The 19,899-nt window shown below is 60.9% G+C and carries 18 protein-coding genes; 9 read left to right on the top strand and 9 right to left on the bottom strand.

What is annotated here, in order from left to right:
• Positions 1-171: 171 nt before the first annotated feature.
• Positions 172-444 (top strand): hypothetical protein, encoded by a 273-nt coding sequence (locus tag ACSQ83_RS19975; protein WP_436229348.1) that lies wholly within the window; start codon positions 172-174, stop codon positions 442-444.
• Between the two features lie 96 nt (positions 445-540).
• Complete coding sequence (locus tag ACSQ83_RS19980; protein WP_436229349.1) at positions 541-1,266, top strand: fimbrial protein; 726 nt, start codon at positions 541-543, stop codon at positions 1,264-1,266.
• A gap of 12 nt (positions 1,267-1,278) precedes the next feature.
• On the opposite strand, the gene ACSQ83_RS19985 is transcribed toward ACSQ83_RS19980, so the two are convergent.
• The 4 genes from ACSQ83_RS19985 to ACSQ83_RS20000 all read right to left on the bottom strand — a co-directional run bounded on the left by ACSQ83_RS19985 (position 1,279) and on the right by ACSQ83_RS20000 (position 4,303).
• Entirely contained in the window at positions 1,279-1,704 is a 426-nt protein-coding gene (locus tag ACSQ83_RS19985; protein WP_414966480.1) for an ExbD/TolR family protein, read from the bottom strand.
• Between the two features lie 47 nt (positions 1,705-1,751).
• Positions 1,752-2,456 (bottom strand): MotA/TolQ/ExbB proton channel family protein, encoded by a 705-nt coding sequence (locus ACSQ83_RS19990; RefSeq protein ID WP_414950074.1) that lies wholly within the window; start codon positions 2,454-2,456, stop codon positions 1,752-1,754.
• Positions 2,457-2,490: 34 nt separating this feature from the next.
• A complete protein-coding gene (dapB, locus tag ACSQ83_RS19995; RefSeq protein ID WP_436229350.1) occupies positions 2,491-3,294 on the bottom strand; it encodes a 4-hydroxy-tetrahydrodipicolinate reductase in 804 nt (267 codons plus the stop codon).
• 163 nt (positions 3,295-3,457) lie between these two features.
• Entirely contained in the window at positions 3,458-4,303 is an 846-nt protein-coding gene (locus tag ACSQ83_RS20000; protein ID WP_414950070.1) for an outer membrane protein assembly factor BamE, read from the bottom strand.
• A 201-nt stretch (positions 4,304-4,504) separates the two neighbouring features.
• Here ACSQ83_RS20000 and fur point away from each other — a divergent pair, with 201 nt between their 5' ends.
• Positions 4,505-4,933, top strand: coding sequence for a ferric iron uptake transcriptional regulator (fur, locus tag ACSQ83_RS20005; protein WP_047895757.1), 429 nt, complete (start codon positions 4,505-4,507; stop codon positions 4,931-4,933).
• Positions 4,934-5,054: 121 nt separating this feature from the next.
• Here the strand turns inward: fur and gap are convergent, their stop codons facing one another.
• Together gap and tkt are read right to left on the bottom strand one after the other, a co-directional pair.
• Positions 5,055-6,065, bottom strand: coding sequence for a type I glyceraldehyde-3-phosphate dehydrogenase (gene gap, locus ACSQ83_RS20010; RefSeq protein ID WP_299705504.1), 1,011 nt, complete (start codon positions 6,063-6,065; stop codon positions 5,055-5,057).
• Between the two features lie 100 nt (positions 6,066-6,165).
• Positions 6,166-8,196, bottom strand: coding sequence for a transketolase (gene tkt / locus ACSQ83_RS20015; protein WP_414950065.1), 2,031 nt, complete (start codon positions 8,194-8,196; stop codon positions 6,166-6,168).
• Between the two features lie 385 nt (positions 8,197-8,581).
• Between tkt and ACSQ83_RS20020 the strand changes: the two genes are divergently transcribed.
• Positions 8,582-8,995: a VOC family protein gene (locus tag ACSQ83_RS20020; protein WP_414950063.1), complete on the top strand. Its 414-nt coding sequence runs from the start codon at positions 8,582-8,584 to the stop codon at positions 8,993-8,995.
• Positions 8,996-9,108: 113 nt separating this feature from the next.
• A complete protein-coding gene (locus tag ACSQ83_RS20025) occupies positions 9,109-9,846 on the top strand; it encodes a 16S rRNA (uracil(1498)-N(3))-methyltransferase (protein WP_436229351.1) in 738 nt (245 codons plus the stop codon).
• Positions 9,847-10,043: 197 nt separating this feature from the next.
• Here ACSQ83_RS20025 and ACSQ83_RS20030 read toward each other — a convergent pair whose 3' ends face one another.
• The 3 genes from ACSQ83_RS20030 to ACSQ83_RS20040 all read right to left on the bottom strand — a co-directional run bounded on the left by ACSQ83_RS20030 (position 10,044) and on the right by ACSQ83_RS20040 (position 14,039).
• Positions 10,044-10,601 (bottom strand): barstar family protein, encoded by a 558-nt coding sequence (locus ACSQ83_RS20030; RefSeq protein WP_213768530.1) that lies wholly within the window; start codon positions 10,599-10,601, stop codon positions 10,044-10,046.
• Positions 10,602-10,606: 5 nt separating this feature from the next.
• Positions 10,607-11,125, bottom strand: a complete 519-nt coding sequence (locus tag ACSQ83_RS20035; protein ID WP_414950059.1) for a ribonuclease domain-containing protein — start codon at positions 11,123-11,125, stop codon at positions 10,607-10,609.
• Between the two features lie 607 nt (positions 11,126-11,732).
• Positions 11,733-14,039 carry an NADP-dependent malic enzyme gene (locus ACSQ83_RS20040; protein ID WP_414950057.1) on the bottom strand — a complete coding sequence of 769 codons (2,307 nt, stop codon included), beginning with the start codon at positions 14,037-14,039 and terminating at the stop codon, positions 11,733-11,735.
• A gap of 247 nt (positions 14,040-14,286) precedes the next feature.
• Here ACSQ83_RS20040 and thiL point away from each other — a divergent pair, with 247 nt between their 5' ends.
• The 4 genes from thiL to ACSQ83_RS20060 all read left to right on the top strand — a co-directional run bounded on the left by thiL (position 14,287) and on the right by ACSQ83_RS20060 (position 19,795).
• Positions 14,287-15,327 carry a thiamine-phosphate kinase gene (gene thiL / locus ACSQ83_RS20045; RefSeq protein ID WP_436229352.1) on the top strand — a complete coding sequence of 347 codons (1,041 nt, stop codon included), beginning with the start codon at positions 14,287-14,289 and terminating at the stop codon, positions 15,325-15,327.
• Positions 15,317-15,853, top strand: a complete 537-nt coding sequence (locus tag ACSQ83_RS20050; protein WP_414950053.1) for a phosphatidylglycerophosphatase A family protein — start codon at positions 15,317-15,319, stop codon at positions 15,851-15,853. Before thiL ends, ACSQ83_RS20050 begins: the two co-directional genes overlap by 11 nt.
• A 54-nt stretch (positions 15,854-15,907) precedes the next feature.
• Complete coding sequence (locus ACSQ83_RS20055; protein ID WP_414950051.1) at positions 15,908-16,408, top strand: CinA family protein; 501 nt, start codon at positions 15,908-15,910, stop codon at positions 16,406-16,408.
• Between the two features lie 81 nt (positions 16,409-16,489).
• Positions 16,490-19,795, top strand: a complete 3,306-nt coding sequence (locus tag ACSQ83_RS20060; RefSeq protein ID WP_436229353.1) for an SNF2-related protein — start codon at positions 16,490-16,492, stop codon at positions 19,793-19,795.
• Positions 19,796-19,899 lie beyond the last annotated feature (104 nt).

Genomic DNA, 19,899 nt, shown 5'->3' on the forward strand with positions numbered 1-19,899 from the left:
GTTTCGCTCTCGGCTGCAAATCGCTTCGCTTCGTCACGATAACCGTTCGTGCGCCACGTCAGCACGAAATCGAAACGCACTGTGTTCACGGCGGGGATTGACGTACGGGATCAGTCAGAACGATTGTTGGTCGTACTGGCACACACGACCGATGAACGGGAAACGATTCAAATGACCGCTTTTGCTATACATTCGCTCGCCATTTCGCGTGCGAGCGATGAAGTCCGCAGATCGAATATGCTCTCGCAAGCCATTAAAAACGCAATGCGGACACTATCGATAGTATTCACGGCGCTTGCCGCAGCGCCTGCACAGGCGGACCTCGGTTGCAACGGGCTTGGTCTCGGCAATACGATTGATGCGGGCGGGATTTCGATCCCCATGGGCGCCACGTCAGGCCAGACCGTGCTCACGTTGCCGCCGAGCACCTTTCAGGCGCAGTGACTTCTCACGAAAGGGCAGACGTCGGGGATCACCATTTCCACTCTGACTACGACCACAACGCCAGCGCCGGGATTCGACGACGTTTATCCGACCAGCGTGCCAGGTCTGGGCGTCCGGTACACATTCAACGGCGACAAGACATGCGACGCGCAGAACCTGACGATGAAGAATGGCAAGATCGCCATCTCGTATCTTGTCTCCGGCATCCCGGACTCGGCTGTGTGGCTCTATTCGGACATGACGGTTACACCTAGTCTTGTGGTAACAGGCGCGGTGAAGGGCGGCGCGTCCGTGCTGTCGAGCGCGCCAATCGTAAAATTCACGATCAAGGATGCCGGCGGTTCGTGGCCAAAAGCAGATCTATACGGAAGCACCGCAACGGGCACGCTTATGACCGCCGCCTGTTCGGTGCAGACGCCGGTCATTGCAATCACGCTCCCAACCGTTGCCACACGTTCGTTGGCGAGCGTGGGAGTAATTGCAGGCAGGCAGGCGTTCAACTTGAGCTTCGCCTGCGCGGCGGGTGCTCAGGTGTCCATTGTGATTACGGATGCCGTCGATCCGTCGAATCGATCCAACGTGCTCAAGCTCGCGGCGGAGTCGACAGCGAAGGGGGTTGGGGTCCAGGTATTGAAGGCGGGGCACACACCGGTTCTGTTCGGTCCGGACGCAATCGGCCAGAACGTGGAGAACCAATGGTTGATCGGTGCATCGCCGAATGGATTGCTCGAATTACCGCTGTCGGCACAATATATTCGCACCGGCGATCTGGCAGCGGGTTCCATCAAGGCTCTGGCCACCTTCACCATGTCGTATCAGTAGGCTTGCAACTTCTTATCGCGCCGGCTTTCCCGGGTCAGTCACGAAGCCAATCTTGCTCAGCCCCGCGCTTTGCGCTGCACCCATCACGCGGGCGATCACGTCGTAATGTGTTGCAGCCGATGCCCTCAAATGAAGCTCAGGCTGCGTCGGCTTCTTGCCGTCCGCCGCGAATTGCGCCTGCATCTGCTCGAACGTGATTGGCTTGTCATTCCAGTAAAACTTTCCCGTATCGTCGATGGAAAGCGTGATGGTGTCCGGCGTCTCGCGCGCCACCTGCGACGCCACCTTCGGCAGGTCCAGCCGGATGGCATGCGTGAACAACGGCGCCGTGATGATGAAAATCACCAGCAGCACCAGCATGACGTCGATCAACGGCGTCATGTTGATCTCCGCCATGGGCGCGCCGTTCGATTTCTTGTCCAGTCCGCCGAATGCCATGATGTACTCGTCCGGGTGCGGGAATATGAGGGTCGGCGGGTGGTCGGTTAAACCACGCGGTCTTCAACCGGCGCGCTCTTGGCGCGGCGCGGCGCTACGCCGCTCGTGTACGCGTGCAGATCGTGCGCGAAACCGTCGAGTTCTTCCGATATCTGCCGCACCATCCGCCCCAGCACGTTGTACGCAAGCACGGCCGGGATAGCCACGACCAGCCCGAACGCCGTCATGATGAGCGCCTCGCCAACCGGACCCGCGACGTTTTCGATCATGGCCTGCCCGCTCGCGGCAATGCTGCCGAGCGCGTGATAAATGCCCCACACGGTGCCGAGCAAGCCGACAAACGGCGCTGTACTTCCCACCGATGCGAGCAGGACCTGCCCGAATTCAAGCCGCCGTTGCGATGCTAGCAACGCATGTCGCAACGCGCGCAGCACGCGCTCGCCGGGCTCCACATGCGCGATCAAGGCGCCGGGCATCTCGGCTTCGGAAGCACGCCATGCAGCAACCGCAAGCGGCAGGTACACCCGTTCCCGATCCACTTTCCGCAATTCCGCGATGCCTTCGGACAGCGTCGGCGCCTGCCAGAAACGCTGCACGGCGCGCGGTCCCTGACGCTTCGCGCGCACCAGGACCCAGGCCTTCACGATGAGAAAACACCAGCTCGCCACCGACATGGCCAGAAGCACGCCCGCGACGCCATGCGTGATGCCGTCGCTGCTCTGCAAATAATGGATGATGCCGGTTGTAGCCATCGGAAAAATAACCCCGGGGTTTAGTGGCTCGGACTCAGGCTTCGCGCAAACCGAGCACGTCTTGCATGTCGAAGTAACCGCGCTCGAGGCCCGCAAGGAAGTGCGCGGCGCGCAACGAGCCTTGCGCATACGACAGCCGGTTGGCCGACTTGTGCGTGATCTCGATGCGCTCGCCAATGCCGGCGAACAACACAGTGTGATCGCCGACAATATCGCCGCCGCGAATGGCCGCGAAACCAATGGTCGATGGATCGCGTTCGCCAGTCACGCCCTCGCGCCCATACACGGCGCAATCCTTCAGCTCGCGGCCGAGCGCGTGGGCGATGGTTTCACCCATTGCAAGCGCGGTGCCCGACGGTGCATCGACCTTGTGCCGGTGATGCGCCTCGATGATCTCGATGTCGTACCCTTCGGCGAAATGTCGCGCTGCGAACTCGAGCAGCTTGAGCGTCACGTTCACGCCCACGCTCATGTTCGGCGCAAACACGATGCCGATTTTTTCACCGGCCGCGCGCAATTGGGCTTTTTGTTCATCGTCGAAACCGGTCGTGCCGACGACCATCTTCACGTTATGCCGCAACGCCGCTTCCAGATGCACGAGCGTGCCTTCGGGACGCGTGAAGTCGATCAGCAGGTCCGCGCTGGCGAACACCTGCTCAATGTTGTCAGTCAGCGCAACGCCGGTCTCTAGTCCGAGGAACGCGCCTGCGTCTTGGCCGAGCTGCGGCGCGCCGGTTCTGTCGAGCGCACCGGCCAACGTGGCGTTGGCGTCCTTCAGAACTGTTTCGATGAGCATGCGGCCCATGCGGCCCGATGCGCCGGCGATGGCGATTTTCATGGCGTGTCTCGCGTGAGTTGGAGCTACGAAAGCGACGAAGTCAGAAGCATGATAGCGACACGACGGATGCGGCTGCAGCTTGGCGCGCAGCCGCCCGAGCAGAATAGATCCTGACGAAACCAGACAAAGCAGGCGGGCAACGTACGTCTGCCCGCCGTTCTGCTTAGTTGGTAGTCGTCGGCACGGAGGGCGCGCCTAGACCGTTGCCCGAGTTCGCCGGGGCAGGCGACGTGCCCGACGGACCCACGGCGCTGCTGTCCGGGATCGTGACCGGGTTCGGGCGACGCTGCAACTGGATCTGCGAGTTGCCTGCGGCACTGACGTTCGGCGGTAATCCCGGGTTGCCCGGCACAACCGGCATGGCCGACGAGCGAGTGCGGCCCGTAGGTGTCTGCACGGCGTCCGTTGCGCGATTTGCAGCTTGAGCGGCTTGCTGGTTGGCGTCGCCGGCAAACGCGTTCGACGCATTCGATGCATCCGGACGGATGCCCGGCGCACTAGCCGCTCCCGCGACCGCTGCCCCGCTCGCCGATCCCGCTGCGGCCGTTGCGTCTATTGCGCTGGCGCCTTTGGCCGAGGCCGCCGTGGCCGCAGCCGTAGCGGAGGTCAGCTTGACGCCCTTGTCGCCATCGATTTCAGCCAGCAGTTCGAGATTCGACGGCAAATTCTCGCCGCCCGACCAGCTCGCCACCGTATTGCCCGCGAACAGCACGACAAAGTCACGCTGCTGCACAACCGACGTAGAACCGCGCTTGAAGTAGAAGACGTAGTCCCAGCGATCCGCGTGGAACATGTCTGCCAGCAACGGCGTGCCCAGCAGCGCCTTCACCTGGTCTCGCGACAAGCCGACTTTCATCTGGCTCGCGGCTTCCGCCGAAACGAAGTTCCCCTGCACAACCGTGATCCGATACGGCGTGATGTGCTGCGCGATGCTTTGCGTAACGCTGTCGTAAGTGGAACATCCAGCCAGGACGGTCATAGTGGCGGCAGCGATCAAAGTTCCGCGCATACGACGGCTCTCCCGGCTATTCAATAAAGATTTTAGAAACATTTCACCCTTCATTTCACCCTTCGCCTGGCCCATCGCCCGTGGGGGCGCAAGAAGTTGCGGAGTCTTTCGGAGATCGCGCCATTTCGTTCGGATGGTGACCGGAACGGTAAAAACGCATTACTATGAGAACCTTGAATTGTACTCTAGGGATGCCTAGCCATGACCAATCCCGCCGATCTGAAAAATATCGGGCTGAAGGCAACGTTGCCCCGGCTCAAGATACTTGAGATTTTCCAGCATAGTCCTGTGCGTCATCTGACTGCAGAAGACGTGTATAGAAACCTGTTGCACGAAGAACTCGACATCGGTCTCGCCACCGTGTACCGGGTGCTCACTCAATTCGAGCAAGCGGGCCTGCTTTCCCGCAGTAACTTCGAGTCGGGCAAAGCGGTGTTCGAACTCAACGAAGGCACCCATCATGACCATCTGGTGTGTCTGGACTGCGGCATGGTGGAAGAGTTTTTCGACGCTGAAATAGAAAGCCGCCAGCAAGATATCGCCAAGGAACGCGGCTTCAAGCTGCACGAGCACGCGCTTGCCCTGTATGGCACGTGTACGAAGGAACATTGCCCGCACAGGAAGAACTGATCTTGATGAGTGTATGTGCGTGTGATTCAGCACGTAACGTAAAACAAGCGTGAAAAAGCCGCCGGTTCTTGCAAACCGGCGGCTTTTTTTCAGCTTGATTCCACTGCCTTACTTGTCGGCGTTATTTGGCGTTGGCCAAAGCAACAGCCGTGTCCAGCATGCGGTTCGAGAAGCCCCACTCGTTGTCATACCAGCTCGACACCTTCACCAGACGGCCTGACACCTTCGTCAGCGTTGCGTCGAATGTGGACGACGCCGGGTTGTGGTTGAAGTCGATCGACACCAGCGGCGCGGTGTTGTAGCCCAGGATGCCCTTCAACGAGCCTTCCGATGCTTCCTTCATGATCGAATTCACTTCGTCCACCGTCGTGTCGCGTGCAGCGATGAACGACAGGTCCACGATCGACACATTGATAGTCGGCACGCGAATGGCGTAACCGTCCAGCTTGCCGTTCAATTCCGGCAGCACCAGGCCAACTGCTGAAGCGGCGCCAGTCTTCGTCGGGATCTGGCTATGCGTGGCCGAGCGCGCGCGGCGCAGGTCCTCGTGATAGACGTCGGTCAGGACCTGGTCGTTCGTGTACGCGTGGATCGTCGTCATCAGGCCGTTCACCAGGCCGATCTTGTCGTTCAACGGCTTGACGAGCGGCGCCAGGCAGTTCGTCGTGCACGATGCGTTCGAGATCACCGTATCCGACGCCTTCAGCACGTGATGATTCACGCCATAGACGATGGTTGCATCAACGTCCTTGCCGCCCGGCGCCGAGATGATGACCTTCTTCGCGCCGCCCTTGATGTGCGCACTGGCCTTTTCCTTCGTCGTGAAGAAGCCCGTGCATTCCAGCACCACGTCGACCTTCAATTCGCCCCACGGCAATTCGGCCGGGTTGCGGTTAGCCAGCACGCGGATGCGGTCGCCGTTCACCACGAGGTAATCGCCATCCACCGACACTTCGCCCGGGAACTTGCCGTGCGCCGTGTCGTACTGCGTCAGGTGCGCGTTCGTGGCGGCATCGCCGAGATCGTTGATCGCAACGATCTCGATGTCGTGCTTCTTGCCGTTTTCGTAGAAGGCGCGCAGCGTATTGCGGCCGATCCGGCCGTAGCCGTTGATTGCAACGCGAATCGTCATGGTCTATCTCCTGATGGCTGAAAAAATGTTCCAGTTCGCTGCTGCGGGGTTTGCCGGATGAGTTGGGTCATCAACTCCTCCAAAGACAAAGTACCCGATATCAGCCCGCGAGCGCGGCTTTTGCCGTCTCCACGACATGCTCGACGGTGAAGCCGAAATACTTAAAAAGCTCGCCGGCGGGCGCGGATTCGCCGAACGAATCGATGCCCACCACGCCGCCCTCGAGACCCACATACTTGCGCCAGAAATCGGTCACGCCGGCTTCGATCGCCACACGCACGACGCCCTTCGGCAACACGCGGTCGCGATACTCCTGGTCTTGCAGATCGAACGCGTTCGTACACGGCATGGACACGATGCGTGCGCCAATGCCTTCCTGCGCCAGTTTCTCGCCGGCCTTCAGCGCCAGTTCGACTTCCGAACCCGTGGCAATCAGGATGATCTTGCGTGCGGGAATGTCGTCGTTCCAGTCGCGCAGCACGTAGCCGCCCTTCGCAATGTTCGCGATCTGCACGTCGTTACGCGCCGAGAACAGCAGGTTCTGACGCGTGAAAATCAGCGCCGAAGGCCCTTTGTGCTCAATGGCATGCGTCCATGCAACGGCGGTTTCGACGGTATCGGCCGGACGCCACACTTGCAAGTGCGGAATCAGGCGCAAGCTCGACGTTTGTTCCACCGACTGGTGCGTCGGGCCATCTTCGCCCAGGCCGATTGAATCGTGCGTGAACACGAAGATAGATGGCGCTTTCATCAGTGCAGCCACGCGCAGCGCGTTGCGGCTGTAGTCCGAGAACGTCAGGAAGGTGCCGCCAAACGGCCGATACCCACCATGCAGCACGATGCCGTTGATGGCCGCGCTCATGCCGAACTCGCGCACGCCGTAGTTGATGTGGTTGCCCCACTGGATCTCGTTCGTGTTCTCACCCGCGCGCACCGGCTTCGATGCCTTCCAGTTGGTCAGGTTGGAGCCCGTCAGGTCGGCAGAACCGCCAAGCAGTTCAGGCAGCGCGGCGGCAAGGCCGTCGAGCGTCTGCTGCGACGCCTTGCGCGTGGCAATGGTTTCGCCCTTCTGATTCGCAGCTTCAATAATGTTCTTCGCGTCCTGCGCCCACGTGGCAGGCAGTTCGTCTTTCATGCGGCGCACGAACTCGGCGGCTTCAGCCGAATGCTTCGCGCGGTAGGCATCGAAGCGCTTGTTCCACTCGGCTTCGGCGCGCGCGCCCGCTTCCTTCGCGTCCCATGCCGCATAGACTTCCTGCGGAATCACGAACGGTTCCCAGGTCCAGCCCATACCGGCACGCGCGTCCGCGATTTCCTTGGCGCCCAGCGGCGCGCCATGCGAATCGTGGCTGCCTTGCTTGGTCGGCGCACCCTTGCCGATAGTCGTACGGCAGCAGATCAGCGTAGGTTTGTCCGAGTTCTTCGCTTGCGCAATGGCCGCGTCCACCGCGTCAACGTTGTGGCCATCGACCGCGCGGATCACGTTCCAGCCGTAGGCTTCGAAACGCTTCGGGGTGTCGTCGTGGAACCAGTGCTCAACGTGACCATCGATAGAAATACCGTTGTCGTCGTACAGCGCGATCAGCTTGTGCAGCTTGAGCGTGCCGGCGAACGAACAGGCTTCGTGCGAGATGCCTTCCATCATGCAGCCGTCGCCGAGAAACACGTACGTGTGATGGTCGACGATCTTCGTGCCGTCCTTGTTGAACTCGGCTGCGAGCAGTGCTTCGGCGAGCGCCATGCCGACCGCGTTCGCCAGACCCTGGCCAAGCGGGCCGGTCGTCGTTTCAACGCCCGGCGTAATGCCGTATTCCGGATGCCCCGGCGTCTTCGAATGCAGTTGACGGAAGTTCTTGAGTTCGTTGATCGCCAGGTCGTAGCCGGTCAGATGCAGCAACGAGTACAGCAGCATGGAGCCATGACCGTTCGACAACACAAAACGATCGCGGTCGGCCCAATGCGGATTACTCGGGTTGTGCTTGAGGTGACGCGACCAGAGCGCCACGCCGATTTCCGCCATGCCCATTGGCATGCCCGGGTGGCCGGAGTTGGCCTGTTGCACGGCGTCCATTGCCAGCGCACGGATTGCGTTGGCCATCAGGGTGGTCTGGCTGGAAGTCGGGGTCGTCATGTCGAGTCCGGTAGGTCCTGAAAAGATCCTGGGATGATTCTGAGCGACGCACCGGAGCAAACGATAGAACCTACGTTTTCAACACCCGGAGCGACGAGAAACGGAGAGGATCGGAAGCCGGTTATTCTAGCAGACGACTTTGAGGCGCTGGCGGGACGGCGGCGGGGAACCGGGCGGCGCAGGAAGCGATTGTTCGCCGGAAACGGCAATCATGACGAAGGCTTCCTGCGGGCACGCTCCCTGCACCAGCACATCGGCAGACGCGGCGTAGCGCCGCAACTGAAACCCGCCCAGCCCGCGTGGCCCGGCCTTCGCGGCCCGGCCCGTCTGCCAAAGGGCGCCATGGCACAATGCAGGCATCAGCCGAGCTCGAGGAGAAGCCCTTATGTCCGACCCCCGCCCCGCCGATGTGCCGTGGCTCACGCCTTACCTGACCGTTCGCGATGCCCGTGTATCCACGGGGTTCTACGAACAAGCGCTAGGTTTTGCAGTGCGTGACAGCGTCAACGACGACGGCGCCGTGATCCATGTCGAGATGACCTATCGCGGGCAATTGATCCTGATGTTCGCCCCCGAAGGCGCTTATGGTTCGCACGCGAAGACCCCAAAAAGCACGGGCTTGATGGCGCCGCAATCGTTCTATCTCTATGTAGACGATGTAGACGCCGTGTTCTCGCGTGCAATCGCGGTCGGCGCGAAACCGCTGATCCAACCCCAGGACCAGTACTGGGGCGATCGTTTTGCACAGTTCGAAGACCCGGACGGGTATCGGTGGGCAATCGCCCGGCATTTGAATTAGGCTGGGTCCGTCGTGTTCTACGTCGTCGTGTTCTGCGTTCTAGATAAATAGCCGAGTTCAGCATCCATCACTTCCCTGCCCCCGCGCTGTACAGCGCCCGGGCGAGTCATTTCATGCCACGTTTCTTTGTTGCCAGCCCGCTCGTCGCGGGCGAAATGATGCCCTTGCCGGACGATGTCATCCGCCATGTGCACGTCCTGCGCCTGCAAGCGGGCGACACGGTCCATCTGTTCAACGGAGCGGGCGGTGAATATCGCGCGCATCTGGTTGAAATCGGCAAGCGAACTGCGATCGTTCACCTCGATGAATTCATCGAACGTGAAGCGGAAGCGCCGTATCGAATCACCCTGGCGCAAGGCGTGGCGGGCGGCGACAAAATGGATTGGCTGATCGAGAAGGCGGTGGAACTGGGCGTCGCGGCCGTCGTTCCGCTCACGGCCGAACGCGGCGTGGTGCGGCTTTCGGGTGAACGCGCGGCGCGTCGGCAAGGACATTGGCAGGCGTTGGTACGAGCCGCATGTGAGCAATGTGGGAGAAACCGGGTGCCGGATGTCGCGGCGCCTCTGGACCTGGACAAATGGCTCGGTAACCTGCCGCCCGCCGGAGATGGCGAGTTGCGGCTGCTGCTGTCACCGCGTGCTCAGCTTGGCTTTGCGTCTTTGCCAACAAGCGCGCCCACGGCACCGGTGACCGTCGCGATCGGGCCGGAAGCCGGGTTTTCGCCGGCAGAGGAAGCGACTATTGTCGATGCCGGGTTTGCCACGCTTGGCCTTGGACCTCGCGTCTTGCGCACCGAAACGGCGGGTATAGCAGTCCTTGGAGCACTCGCCGCGCGCTGGGGCGGGTGGTGATGCAGGTCGGTAAGGCTCCCGCGCTGCGATTCATTCCGCAATAAAACGCAAAAAAGCCAGTCAACGCCTGTGTTCAACAGACGACGACCGGCTTTCTGACCTCTTTTCGCCGAGAGACGCAGCGCCTTGCCCGCAGTGCTAAACCCTGAATTCGGGCGCTATCGCTTACGTGCCGGCGAAGAACTCAGGCAAACGCCTCAGGCGAACGAGTAAAACACCCTGAACGCCACACGCCGTTCCGCCCAGAATTCCGCTGCTTCGCGAAACACGTCGAGCAAGGTTTCGCGCCCTTCTTTGTCAAATTTCTGCGCAACCGGCAGCGCTTCCAGCACGATCACGAAACCCGGCTGCGAACCCGCTTTATGCACCAGATCGGTAAGACTGTCGTAGAGCGCGTCGTAGTTCTTCCCGAAGTGCTTCGGAAACAAAAACGATGTAGCGATAGTTTCGAGCACTTCCTGCTTGCTCTGGGCCTGACCGCAATACGCATATAGGAAATGCTGACCCAGCTTGCTCGCTTCGTCGGCGAGATCCTGGACCCTGAAAGCGCGGATCGACTGCACGATATTTGATCGCACCGTCTTGAAAAGACTCATAGACCCCTCGTTCAATGATGACAGCGCCGTGCTCTGTTCGTCGTCGGGTCGATTTTCGTCTGTCGTGCGGAGTCGCAAAACTCGCTGGAACATGTTGCCATCGCCGGCGAAAAGATCACCCGCGACACCGTTGTCGTGCGCGTAGATGTTGTCGCTCATGCCGTTCATCCCGAAGTTAATCCCGCAATGCGTTTAAAACTCACGTAATGGTCGTCGGTATAGAAGCAGTTGTCGATCTGCCGACGGGGCCCGCCACATACGATCCGACGTGCGCCGCGATCGCGGGCGCGCGGCGTAGGAACGGTGTATTCGTGGTAAAAGCCGCGCGGGTGCGGCGGCAGCATACGCTCGCGATTGCCAAACACGATGCCGTCTTTCTCATACGGAAACGGCCCGCCAGCCTCGATCCGCCGTAGCGTCACAATGGCCTGTTTTGGCAATTGCGCGGCATCGACGGTAGTCTGCGACGGTTCCGAACCCGTTGAGGCGGTATCGCGCCAGCTCTCTGCGCGCGGATCGCTTTTCAGCTTGTCCTTGTCTTGCAACACGTGCGGCGGTTCCGCCTGCGACGCTACTGCAGAGGTGTTCGCACCCGGGCTTTGGGCATCCGGCCCGCTTTTCCCGCAGCCGCTCAACACCCATGAAAGCGCCACGATCAATCCACAAAACCACGCGCGCTTCACGAAACCTGTCCCCGCTTTGAACCCAAAAATATGACGACCATGAAAGACGTAAGGGTATCGCTAATGACACCGGGAATCAATGTTGGTTCGGCAGATGCTCATTTTTCAGGCGCTTTCTCCCTCGGATCTGACCGTTGTATGCGGCTCGCCAACGCTTTTTCGTCGATGACAAGAAAAATAGGCCTCGATCATTTTTAGGATCAGTCCGAGATATTTTTAGCTTTATCTAGTGAAAAATGACGTCATGCATGGTTTGGGGAGTGGAACTAGTGTCGCCTCTCTCGCGAAGCTTCCACGGTGTAAAAACCGGCACCATCGCTGTTTGGAGGAGAAAGCAAATCCCCTTGCATACCTCGTGGCGTGTCGGATCATCCGGCACGCTTTTTTTTCGTGAGGGGAAACCCGATAAGCCAAAAGATATTCCAAGGCATGAAGCCGAGTGGACGCTCTGTTCACGCTGGCCAGACGAGCGCAGAAATAAAAAGAGGGATTGCGACACCTCGTCGCAATCCCTCTTTTGCAGTTCTTCTTACCGGAGTTCGACTCGAACCGCCAGCCCGGCGCGGGTTGAGCTCCCGCGGGTCTAAGCCGCGCGAGCCTTGAACCCTTACCGCGCCACAGCCGTAGCGTCCGCCACCAGCAACGCCGTCATGTTCACGATCCGGCGCACCGTAGCCGATGCCGTCAGCACATGCACAGGTTGAGCCGCGCCCAGCAACATCGGGCCAATCGCGATGTTGTTGCCGGCCGCCGTCTTCAGCAGGTTATACGAGATATTCGCGGCATCAATATTCGGCAGTACGAGCAAATTCGCATCGCCGACCAGCGTTGACTCCGGCAGGACTTCGCGGCGCAGGTTGGCATCCAGCGCGACGTCGCCGTGCATTTCACCATCCACGTCCAGATCCGGCGCACGCTCGCGCAGCAATGCCAGCGTGTCGCGCATCTTGACGGCCGTCGGCGCGTTGCTTGTACCGAAGTTCGAATGCGACAGCAACGCGATCTTCGGCACGATACCGAAACGGCGCACTTCTTCCGCCGCCATGATCGTGATCTCGCAAAGCTGCTCGGGGGTCGGGTCCACGTTCACGTGCGTGTCGACAATGAAAATCTGCCGGCCCGGCAGCACCAGCGCGTTCATTGCTGCGTAGACGCTGCAGCCTTCCTTCTTGCCAATCACCTGATCGACGAAATGCAGGTGCCGATGCGTCGTGCTGATCGTGCCGCAGATCATGCCGTCCGCTTCGCCCTTCTTGACCAGCATTGCGCCGATCAACGTGGTGCGTCGGCGCATTTCAAGCTTCGCCATTTGCGCGCTGATGCCCTTCCTCGCCATCATGGTGTGATACGTCTGCCAGAAGTCGCGATACCGCTCGTCGTGATCCGTATCCACCACCGTGAAGTCTACGCCAGCCGTCAAACGCAAACCGTACTTCGTGATGCGTTGCGCGATCACAGCCGGTCGTCCGATGAGGATTGGCTTGGCGATCTTCTCGTCCACCGCGATCTGCACGGCGCGCAATACGCGCTCTTCTTCACCTTCGGCGAACACAATGCGCTTCTTGTCCGGCTCCACGCTGCGTGCGAGCTGGAACACGGGCTTCATGGTCGTGCCGCTGTGATAGACGAACTGCTGCAGATGCTGCTCGTAAGCATCCATGTCTTCGATAGGACGCGTGGCCACGCCTGAGTCCATGGCAGCTTTTGCCACGGCCGGCGCGATCTTCACGATCAGGCGCGGGTCAAACGGTTTCGGAATCAGGTATTCGGGACCAAACGACAAGTCCTGAATGCCATAAGCGGTTGCCACGATATCGCTTTGTTCCTGCCGCGCCAGTTCCGCGATTGCGTTCACCGCGGCAATTTCCATTTCGCGCGTGATCGTGCTTGCGCCTGCATCCAGTGCGCCGCGAAAAATGAACGGGAAACACAGGACGTTGTTGACTTGATTCGGGTAGTCCGTACGGCCGGTGGCAAGCACGGCATCCGGACGCACTTCCAGCGCCAGTTCCGGCAGGATTTCCGGCGTCGGGTTGGCAAGCGCGAGAATCAGCGGCTTTTGCGCCATGCCCTTGACCATCTCCTGCTTCAGCACGCCGCCGGCGGACAGCCCCAGAAATACGTCGGCGCCTTCCATTACGTCGGCGAGCGTACGCGCCGAGGTTTCGCGCGCGAAACGTTCCTTGTCCGGATCCATCAATTCCACGCGGCCCTTGTAGACCACGCCGGCCAGATCGGTCACGAAGATGTTTTCGAGCTTCATGCCGAGTTCAACCAACAGGTCCAGACACGCCAGCGCCGCAGCACCTGCACCCGACGCAACCAGCTTCACTTCTTCAATCTTCTTGCCGACCACGACGAGGCCGTTCGTGATAGCAGCCGCGACTACGATAGCCGTGCCGTGCTGGTCGTCGTGGAACACCGGGATCTTCATGCGCTTGCGGCATTCGCGCTCAACAATGAAGCAATCCGGCGCCTTGATGTCTTCCAGGTTGATGCCGCCAAACGTGGGCTCCAAAGCGCAGATGACGTCGACGAGCTTCATGGGGTCCATCTCGTTCAGCTCGATGTCGAACACGTCGATACCGGCGAACTTCTTGAACAGCACGGCCTTGCCTTCCATCACCGGCTTCGATGCCAGCGGGCCGATGTTGCCGAGCCCGAGCACCGCAGTGCCGTTGGTCACGACGCCGACCAGGTTGCTGCGCGCGGTAAAACGCGCGGCATTCAGCGGATCGGCGACGATTTCCTCGCACGCGAACGCCACGCCCGGTGAATAAGCCAGCGCGAGATCGCGCTGGTTGATCATCTGCTTGGTGGGGGCAATCGCGATTTTGCCGGGAGTCGGAAACTCGTGGTAATCGAGCGCGGCTTCGCGGAGTTTGGCTTTGGCGTTATCGGCTGGAGTGGTCATGAGGCGTCGGTCTGAAGGCAAGATTAGAATACAAGTTCGAATGCATTGTAGCGCCAATCAAAGTCCGTCCCGACCGGTGATACCGGCAATACACGGCACATAGCCCATTTGGACAAGGCCTGGAAAACCACCATGAGCGCCAAGCCGGCAGCGGGTTACGCCGCAACGTTCCCTTATTAAGATGAAACGCGCGCCAACACGCGCGCATCGTCTCCAACCTCGCCCCTCGACATTTGCCGGATCGCCGATGCTCTCAGAGTTTTCCCTGATCGAACGATATTTCTCCCAGCCTGCCGCCGCATTTCCATCAACGGGCGATGACCCGAACGCGACGCTCGGCATCGGGGACGACTGCGCGCTGCTCGCGTCGCAACCCGGTCAGCACTTGGCAATTTCCACCGACATGCTCGTCTCGGGCCGCCATTTTTTCCCCGATGTCTCCCCGTGGTCGCTAGGTTACAAAGCGCTGGCGGTGAATCTGTCGGACCTGGCCGCCATGGGTGCGAAGCCGCGCGCGTTCACCTTGGCGCTGTCAATGCCGAAAGCTGATGAAAGCTGGCTCGAAGCATTCAGCGGCGGTCTATTTGAAATGGCGAACCGATACGGCTGCGAGCTGATCGGCGGCGATACCACCGGTGGTCCTCACGTCACCATCAGCATCACCGTGTTTGGCGACGTGCCCGCCGCGCAGGCGCTGCGTCGTGACGCGGCTCGCCCGGGCGACGACATCTGGGTGTCCGGCGTGCTTGGTGGCGCACGTGCCGGGCTCGGCATCCGCCGCGGCGAATGGTCGCTAGACAGCGCTGCCAACGAAGCTATCGCCATCAATGCGCTCGAACAGCCGGAGCCGCGCGTGGCGCTCGGCATCGCGTTGCGAGGCGTCGCTCACGCTGCGCTCGATATCTCCGACGGCCTCGCTGGTGACCTGCTCCATATATTGAAGCGCTCGAAGATGCGGGCGACGGTGAATATCGATCAGATACCGCGCTCCGAAACCCTCGCCACGCTGCCGGAAACCACGCAGCGGCGTTGCATCCTGGCGGGGGGCGACGACTACGAGCTCTGCTTCACCGCGCCGGTCGCCGCAAGGACCGAAATCGAGCGGACAGGAACGGCGCAGAAAGTTTTGGTGACGCGTATCGGTACAATCGAGGGTCCGGCCACCGAGAGTCCAGCGGCATCTGGCGCGCCGAGCAAGCGTCCAGAGCCAGCGGCCATCGACTGGCGCGACAACACTGGTCCGGTTTCCTTTCTGGACACGGGCTTCGACCATTTTCATGCAGACTGATCCGATCATCGACACAATCGACGACACACCACGCCCGAAACCATCGCGCCGTACCAGCGCGCGCTTCATGCTGTCGCATCCGCTGCATATCCTGTCGCTCGGCTTCGGCAGCGGCTTGTCGCCGATCGCGCCCGGCACGGTCGGCACCTTGTTTGCATGGGTGTCGTTCGTGGTCTTCAACCCGCACCTGACGGTCGCCGAATGGGCCGTGCTGATCGCCGCGGGCTTCGTGGCCGGCTGCTGGTTCTGCGGTTTCACGGCGAAGAAAATGGGCATTTCCGATCCGTCGCCGGTGGTGTGGGACGAGATCATCGCGTTCTGGCTGGTGTTGCTGTTCGTCACGCCGGCTACGTTCACGGGACAGTTGTGGGCGTTCATCGTGTTCCGTTTCTTCGACATGGTGAAACCGCCGCCCATCAGTTATTTCGACCGCCAGTTGAAAGGCGGTTTCGGCATCATGTTCGACGATATCGCCGCTGCTTTCTTCACGCTGCTCGTGATTGCGCTATGGCGCATGACCATTTGATTTCCGTGTTGCCTGCATCTCACGTTTCCGACCGCCCCCACCCGAGGCTTTGCCATGGCTACCGATAACGTCGTCCACCAGCTCGCCATCCGTGCCGGCAACAAACTGCGCGACGAGCGTTTGATGCTCGCGACCGCCGAGTCGTGCACCGGCGGGATGGTCGCCGCCGCCATGACCGACATTTCCGGCAGCAGCGCGTGGTTCGAGCGTGGTTTCGTCACCTATTCGAATGCCGCGAAAACCGAGATGATCGGCGTGCCGGCCGACATGATCGAACGTCACGGCGCGGTCAGCGAGCCGGTCGCCAAAGCCATGGCGCAAGGCGCGCTGAGGAATAGCCGGGCGCAGGTATCGCTGTCGATTACGGGTGTGGCGGGGCCGGGTGGCGGCACGGAAACAAAGCCTGTTGGCATGGTGTCTTTTGCGTGGAGCAACCGCTTGCACACGTCGGTGGAGACGCAGCAATTCAAAGGCGATCGCGAGCAGATTCGCACCCAGGCGGCAGCGTACGCGCTGCGCGGCTTGCTGGAACTATTGGAACGCAGGGAACGGTGAGTAGACGGTGATCGAGCGGATGGCGGCAAGACAGGTTGACCAGGGTGACACGGGAACGGCCATGCACGGACGGGGTTGCTGATGCCGGCCTTTGTGTACGACACGGCTCAAATCATCAAGTGGCTCGGCTCGCAGACCGTTGCCAAGGCACGCGGGTATGTGGACGAAGTGACGCGTCTGCACTGGGATGACGACGTCCTGCGTGCCCATGTTCAAGGGACGCAACGCCAGCCTTACACCGTCGAGGTGATGTTCAATGATCACGACGGCGCGGTTTCAGCGCAAGGCCATTGTTCCTGCCCGGTCGGATTCGGCTGCAAGCACGCCGCCGCCGTGTTGCTCGCGAGCGCGGCTGACCGACCGCGCGAATCTGAAGGCGTGCGCCCGGAAGTGGCGGGCTGGCTTGAAGGATTCCGCTCGCGCTTTGCCTCCACTCGCAATACGTCCGCAAAAAAACCCGGTGAATCGAACGGTGCGCTTGCGCTGGCTTATGTGCTGGGAACGTCGCGCGTCATGCGCACCGCCGAGATCGCGCTCCACAAAGTGCGGCTCAGTCCCGACGGTTCGTTCCAGACGCTCGACCGGCCGTGGACCAATCTGGATGCGGCGCTTGTCAAGCAGCCGAAGTTCGTCAGCGATGAAGACATGACCATCGTTCGGGGCCTCGTCATTGGACGCACCCGCAACGATTTCGGTGGCTTTGGATTGCATGGCGCAGAAGGCGCGGACCTGCTGCAGCGCATGCTGGCGACAGGACGGCTGTTCAGCGCCATGCCGGCTGACCACGACACGTCGGCGCCGCGCCGGCCGCTGCGTGAAGGTGAGCAACGCCCGGGACGAATCGAGTGGACGCCTGATCCGGACGATCGCGTGCGGCCGGTGCTGCAAACCGACCCGCCCGCCACGCTGGTCATTCCCACCGAACCGCTGTGGTTCGCCGACGCGCAAACGCTTGAAGCGGGCGTCGTGGATATGCCGCAACCCGCGCGGCAACTGGCCGACTATTTGTCGATGCCGCCCATCTCGCTGGCCGAAGCGCCGCTGGTCAGCGCCATGCTGCGTGAAGTCGACTCCGACCTGCCTCCGCCGCCGGAGCCGGAAACGCTGAACGTGCGCGTTATCGATGTGGAGCCGGTGCCGGTGCTCCTGCTCGATACACGTCCCGTCAACAGCAGTTGGCGCTCCCGCGACGAGCGCACTGCGGCAAACGTGCTCGACTTTGCGCTGGTGACTTTCGATTACGACGGTTTCAGCATCGACCCCACGCGGGCCACCACGGTCATGCGGTCCACGTCCGGCGAGATGGTTCAGGTGAGGCGTCGTCACGATGTGGAAGCGCGCTATCTCGCCTCGCTCTACGATCTTGGCTTCCGCCAGATTCCATCGCATCAGCGTTTTGGACCCAAGCCCATTCCGAGCGGCGTGATCGGCTTGCCCGTGCCCGACGCGTGGGCCGTATTCACTAACGACGCGCTGCCCGAGTTGCGGGAGAACGGCTGGCGCGTGAGCATGTCGCCGGAATTTCGCTTCGATTTCATCGAGATCGATGACATCGAGGGCACTGCGCGCCAGGGAACCGATGGCTGGTTCGACCTGGAACTCGGCATTGCCGTGGGCGATCGGAGCGTCCGGCTCGAACCGCTTCTGGCTGACCTGTTTCAGCGCGACCGGCGCTGGCTGGCTGGCGCTATCGATTCAATTCCTGACGAAGAAGGCATCGAACTCAAGACCGATCTCGGCGAGCGCCTGCGGGTGCGGGCGGCACGGATCAAGCCTGTGGTGCGCGTGCTGATCGATCTCTTCGATACTATCGGCACGCATCCGCTGCGCGTTTCCGAACAGGACGCGGGACGACTGGAAGCGCTCACCGACACAGCCCGTTGGCAGTTTCACGGCGACCTCTCCATTCGCGAGCTTGCGCAGCGTTTGCAGGAAGGGCCGGGGCTGCGGGAAGTGCCCGTGCCGCGCGGCTTGCATGCCGAGCTTCGGGTGTATCAGCGCGAGGGGCTCAACTGGATGCAGTATTTGCGCGAGCGCAATCTGTCGGGTGTTCTCGCCGATGACATGGGTCTCGGCAAGACCGTGCAGGCGTTGGCTCACATTTTGGTCGAGAAGGAATCGGGACGGCTGGACCGGCCGGTGCTGGTCGTGTTGCCGACCACGCTGGTTCACAACTGGCGTGAGGAAGCGAAGAAGTTCGCGCCTGATCTGCGCGTGCTGGATCTGCATGGCCCGCAGCGCAAGGAACGTTTCGATCAGATTGACGAGCACGATCTCGTGTTGACCACGTACCCGCTGCTGTGGCGCGATCAGGCGATGTTGTCGCTGCACGAATATCACCTGCTGATCCTCGATGAAGCGCAGATTGTGAAGAACGTCGCGACGAAGGCCGCGAAGGGCATTCGCGATTTACGCGCGCGGCATCGGTTATGTTTGACTGGCACGCCGCTGGAAAACCACTTGGGCGAGTTGTGGGCGCAATTCGATTTCTTGCTGCCCGGGTTCCTTGGAACGCAGAAAGATTTCACGAAGCGTTGGCGCACGCCGATCGAAAAATACGATGACCCGGTGCGGCGCGATTTGCTGGTGCGCCGGATTCGGCCGTTCATGCTGCGTCGAAGGAAAGATGAAGTCGCGAACGAATTGCCGCAGAAAACGACCATCGTGCGGACCGTGGCGCTCGAGGGTGCGCAGCGCGATTTGTACGAGACCGTGCGGATTGCGATGCAGGAAAAAGTGCGGATGGCGGTCGCGGATCAGGGATTGGCGCGCAGCCACATTGTCGTGCTCGAGGCGTTGCTGAAGTTGCGGCAGGTTTGCTGCGATCCGGCGTTGGTGAAGTTGGCGCGGGCGGGCGGTGTGGAGGAATCGGCGAAGCTCGATTTGTTACTCGATATGCTGCCGGAGTTGCTTGAAGAAGGACGTCGGGTGCTGCTGTTTTCGCAGTTCACGGGCATGCTGGCGATCATTGCCGCCGCGCTCGATGAAGCGGGGCTTCCGTATGTGACGCTGACTGGCGATACGACTGACCGGATTACGCCGGTGACGCGCTTTCAGGATGGTGAGGTGCCGTTGTTCCTGATCAGCCTGAAGGCGGGTGGCGTGGGGTTGAATTTGACTGCTGCAGACACGGTGATTCATTACGATCCGTGGTGGAATCCGGCGGCGGAGAATCAGGCGACGGACCGGGCACATCGGATTGGGCAGTTGAAGCCGGTGTTTGTCTACAAGCTGATTGTGGCGGGGAGTATTGAAGAACGGATTGTGGCCATGCAAGGCCGCAAAGCCGCTCTCGCCGATAGTATTTTGCGTGAGGACGCGGCTGGAGCAGCGAAATTTTCTGCCGAGGATATTGAGGCGTTGCTGGCGCCAATGCCGGCGGTTTGAGGGTGCTCGCGCCGGTGGACGGGAGGGGTTTGGTCGGGGTTGGTGCCGGGGTGCTAGGTTCTGGCTTTAGTGGGCGGAGTCAATGCCGGGTTGCTAGGTTCTTG

Origin of the sequence: Caballeronia sp. LjRoot29 (assembly GCF_964252755.1) — a bacterium.
In the GTDB taxonomy this organism is placed as follows: domain Bacteria; phylum Pseudomonadota; class Gammaproteobacteria; order Burkholderiales; family Burkholderiaceae; genus Caballeronia.

Bases quoted from the DNA above. Each gene is read 5' to 3' on its own strand.
- ACSQ83_RS19975 (WP_436229348.1), top strand. From the start codon at position 172: ATGACCGCTTTTGCTATACATTCGCTCGCCATTTCGCGTGCGAGCGAT.
- ACSQ83_RS19985 (WP_414966480.1), bottom strand. From the start codon at position 1,704: ATGGCATTCGGCGGACTGGACAAGAAATCGAACGGCGCGCCCATGGCG.
- ACSQ83_RS19990 (WP_414950074.1), bottom strand. From the start codon at position 2,456: ATGGCTACAACCGGCATCATCCATTATTTGCAGAGCAGCGACGGCATC.
- dapB (WP_436229350.1), bottom strand. From the start codon at position 3,294: ATGAAAATCGCCATCGCCGGCGCATCGGGCCGCATGGGCCGCATGCTC.
- ACSQ83_RS20000 (WP_414950070.1), bottom strand. From the start codon at position 4,303: ATGCGCGGAACTTTGATCGCTGCCGCCACTATGACCGTCCTGGCTGGA.
- fur (WP_047895757.1), top strand. From the start codon at position 4,505: ATGACCAATCCCGCCGATCTGAAAAATATCGGGCTGAAGGCAACGTTG.
- gap (WP_299705504.1), bottom strand. From the start codon at position 6,065: ATGACGATTCGCGTTGCAATCAACGGCTACGGCCGGATCGGCCGCAAT.
- tkt (WP_414950065.1), bottom strand. From the start codon at position 8,196: ATGACGACCCCGACTTCCAGCCAGACCACCCTGATGGCCAACGCAATC.
- ACSQ83_RS20020 (WP_414950063.1), top strand. From the start codon at position 8,582: ATGTCCGACCCCCGCCCCGCCGATGTGCCGTGGCTCACGCCTTACCTG.
- ACSQ83_RS20025 (WP_436229351.1), top strand. From the start codon at position 9,109: ATGCCACGTTTCTTTGTTGCCAGCCCGCTCGTCGCGGGCGAAATGATG.
- ACSQ83_RS20030 (WP_213768530.1), bottom strand. From the start codon at position 10,601: ATGAGCGACAACATCTACGCGCACGACAACGGTGTCGCGGGTGATCTT.
- ACSQ83_RS20040 (WP_414950057.1), bottom strand. From the start codon at position 14,039: ATGACCACTCCAGCCGATAACGCCAAAGCCAAACTCCGCGAAGCCGCG.
- thiL (WP_436229352.1), top strand. From the start codon at position 14,287: ATGCTCTCAGAGTTTTCCCTGATCGAACGATATTTCTCCCAGCCTGCC.
- ACSQ83_RS20050 (WP_414950053.1), top strand. From the start codon at position 15,317: ATGCAGACTGATCCGATCATCGACACAATCGACGACACACCACGCCCG.
- ACSQ83_RS20055 (WP_414950051.1), top strand. From the start codon at position 15,908: ATGGCTACCGATAACGTCGTCCACCAGCTCGCCATCCGTGCCGGCAAC.
- ACSQ83_RS20060 (WP_436229353.1), top strand. From the start codon at position 16,490: ATGCCGGCCTTTGTGTACGACACGGCTCAAATCATCAAGTGGCTCGGC.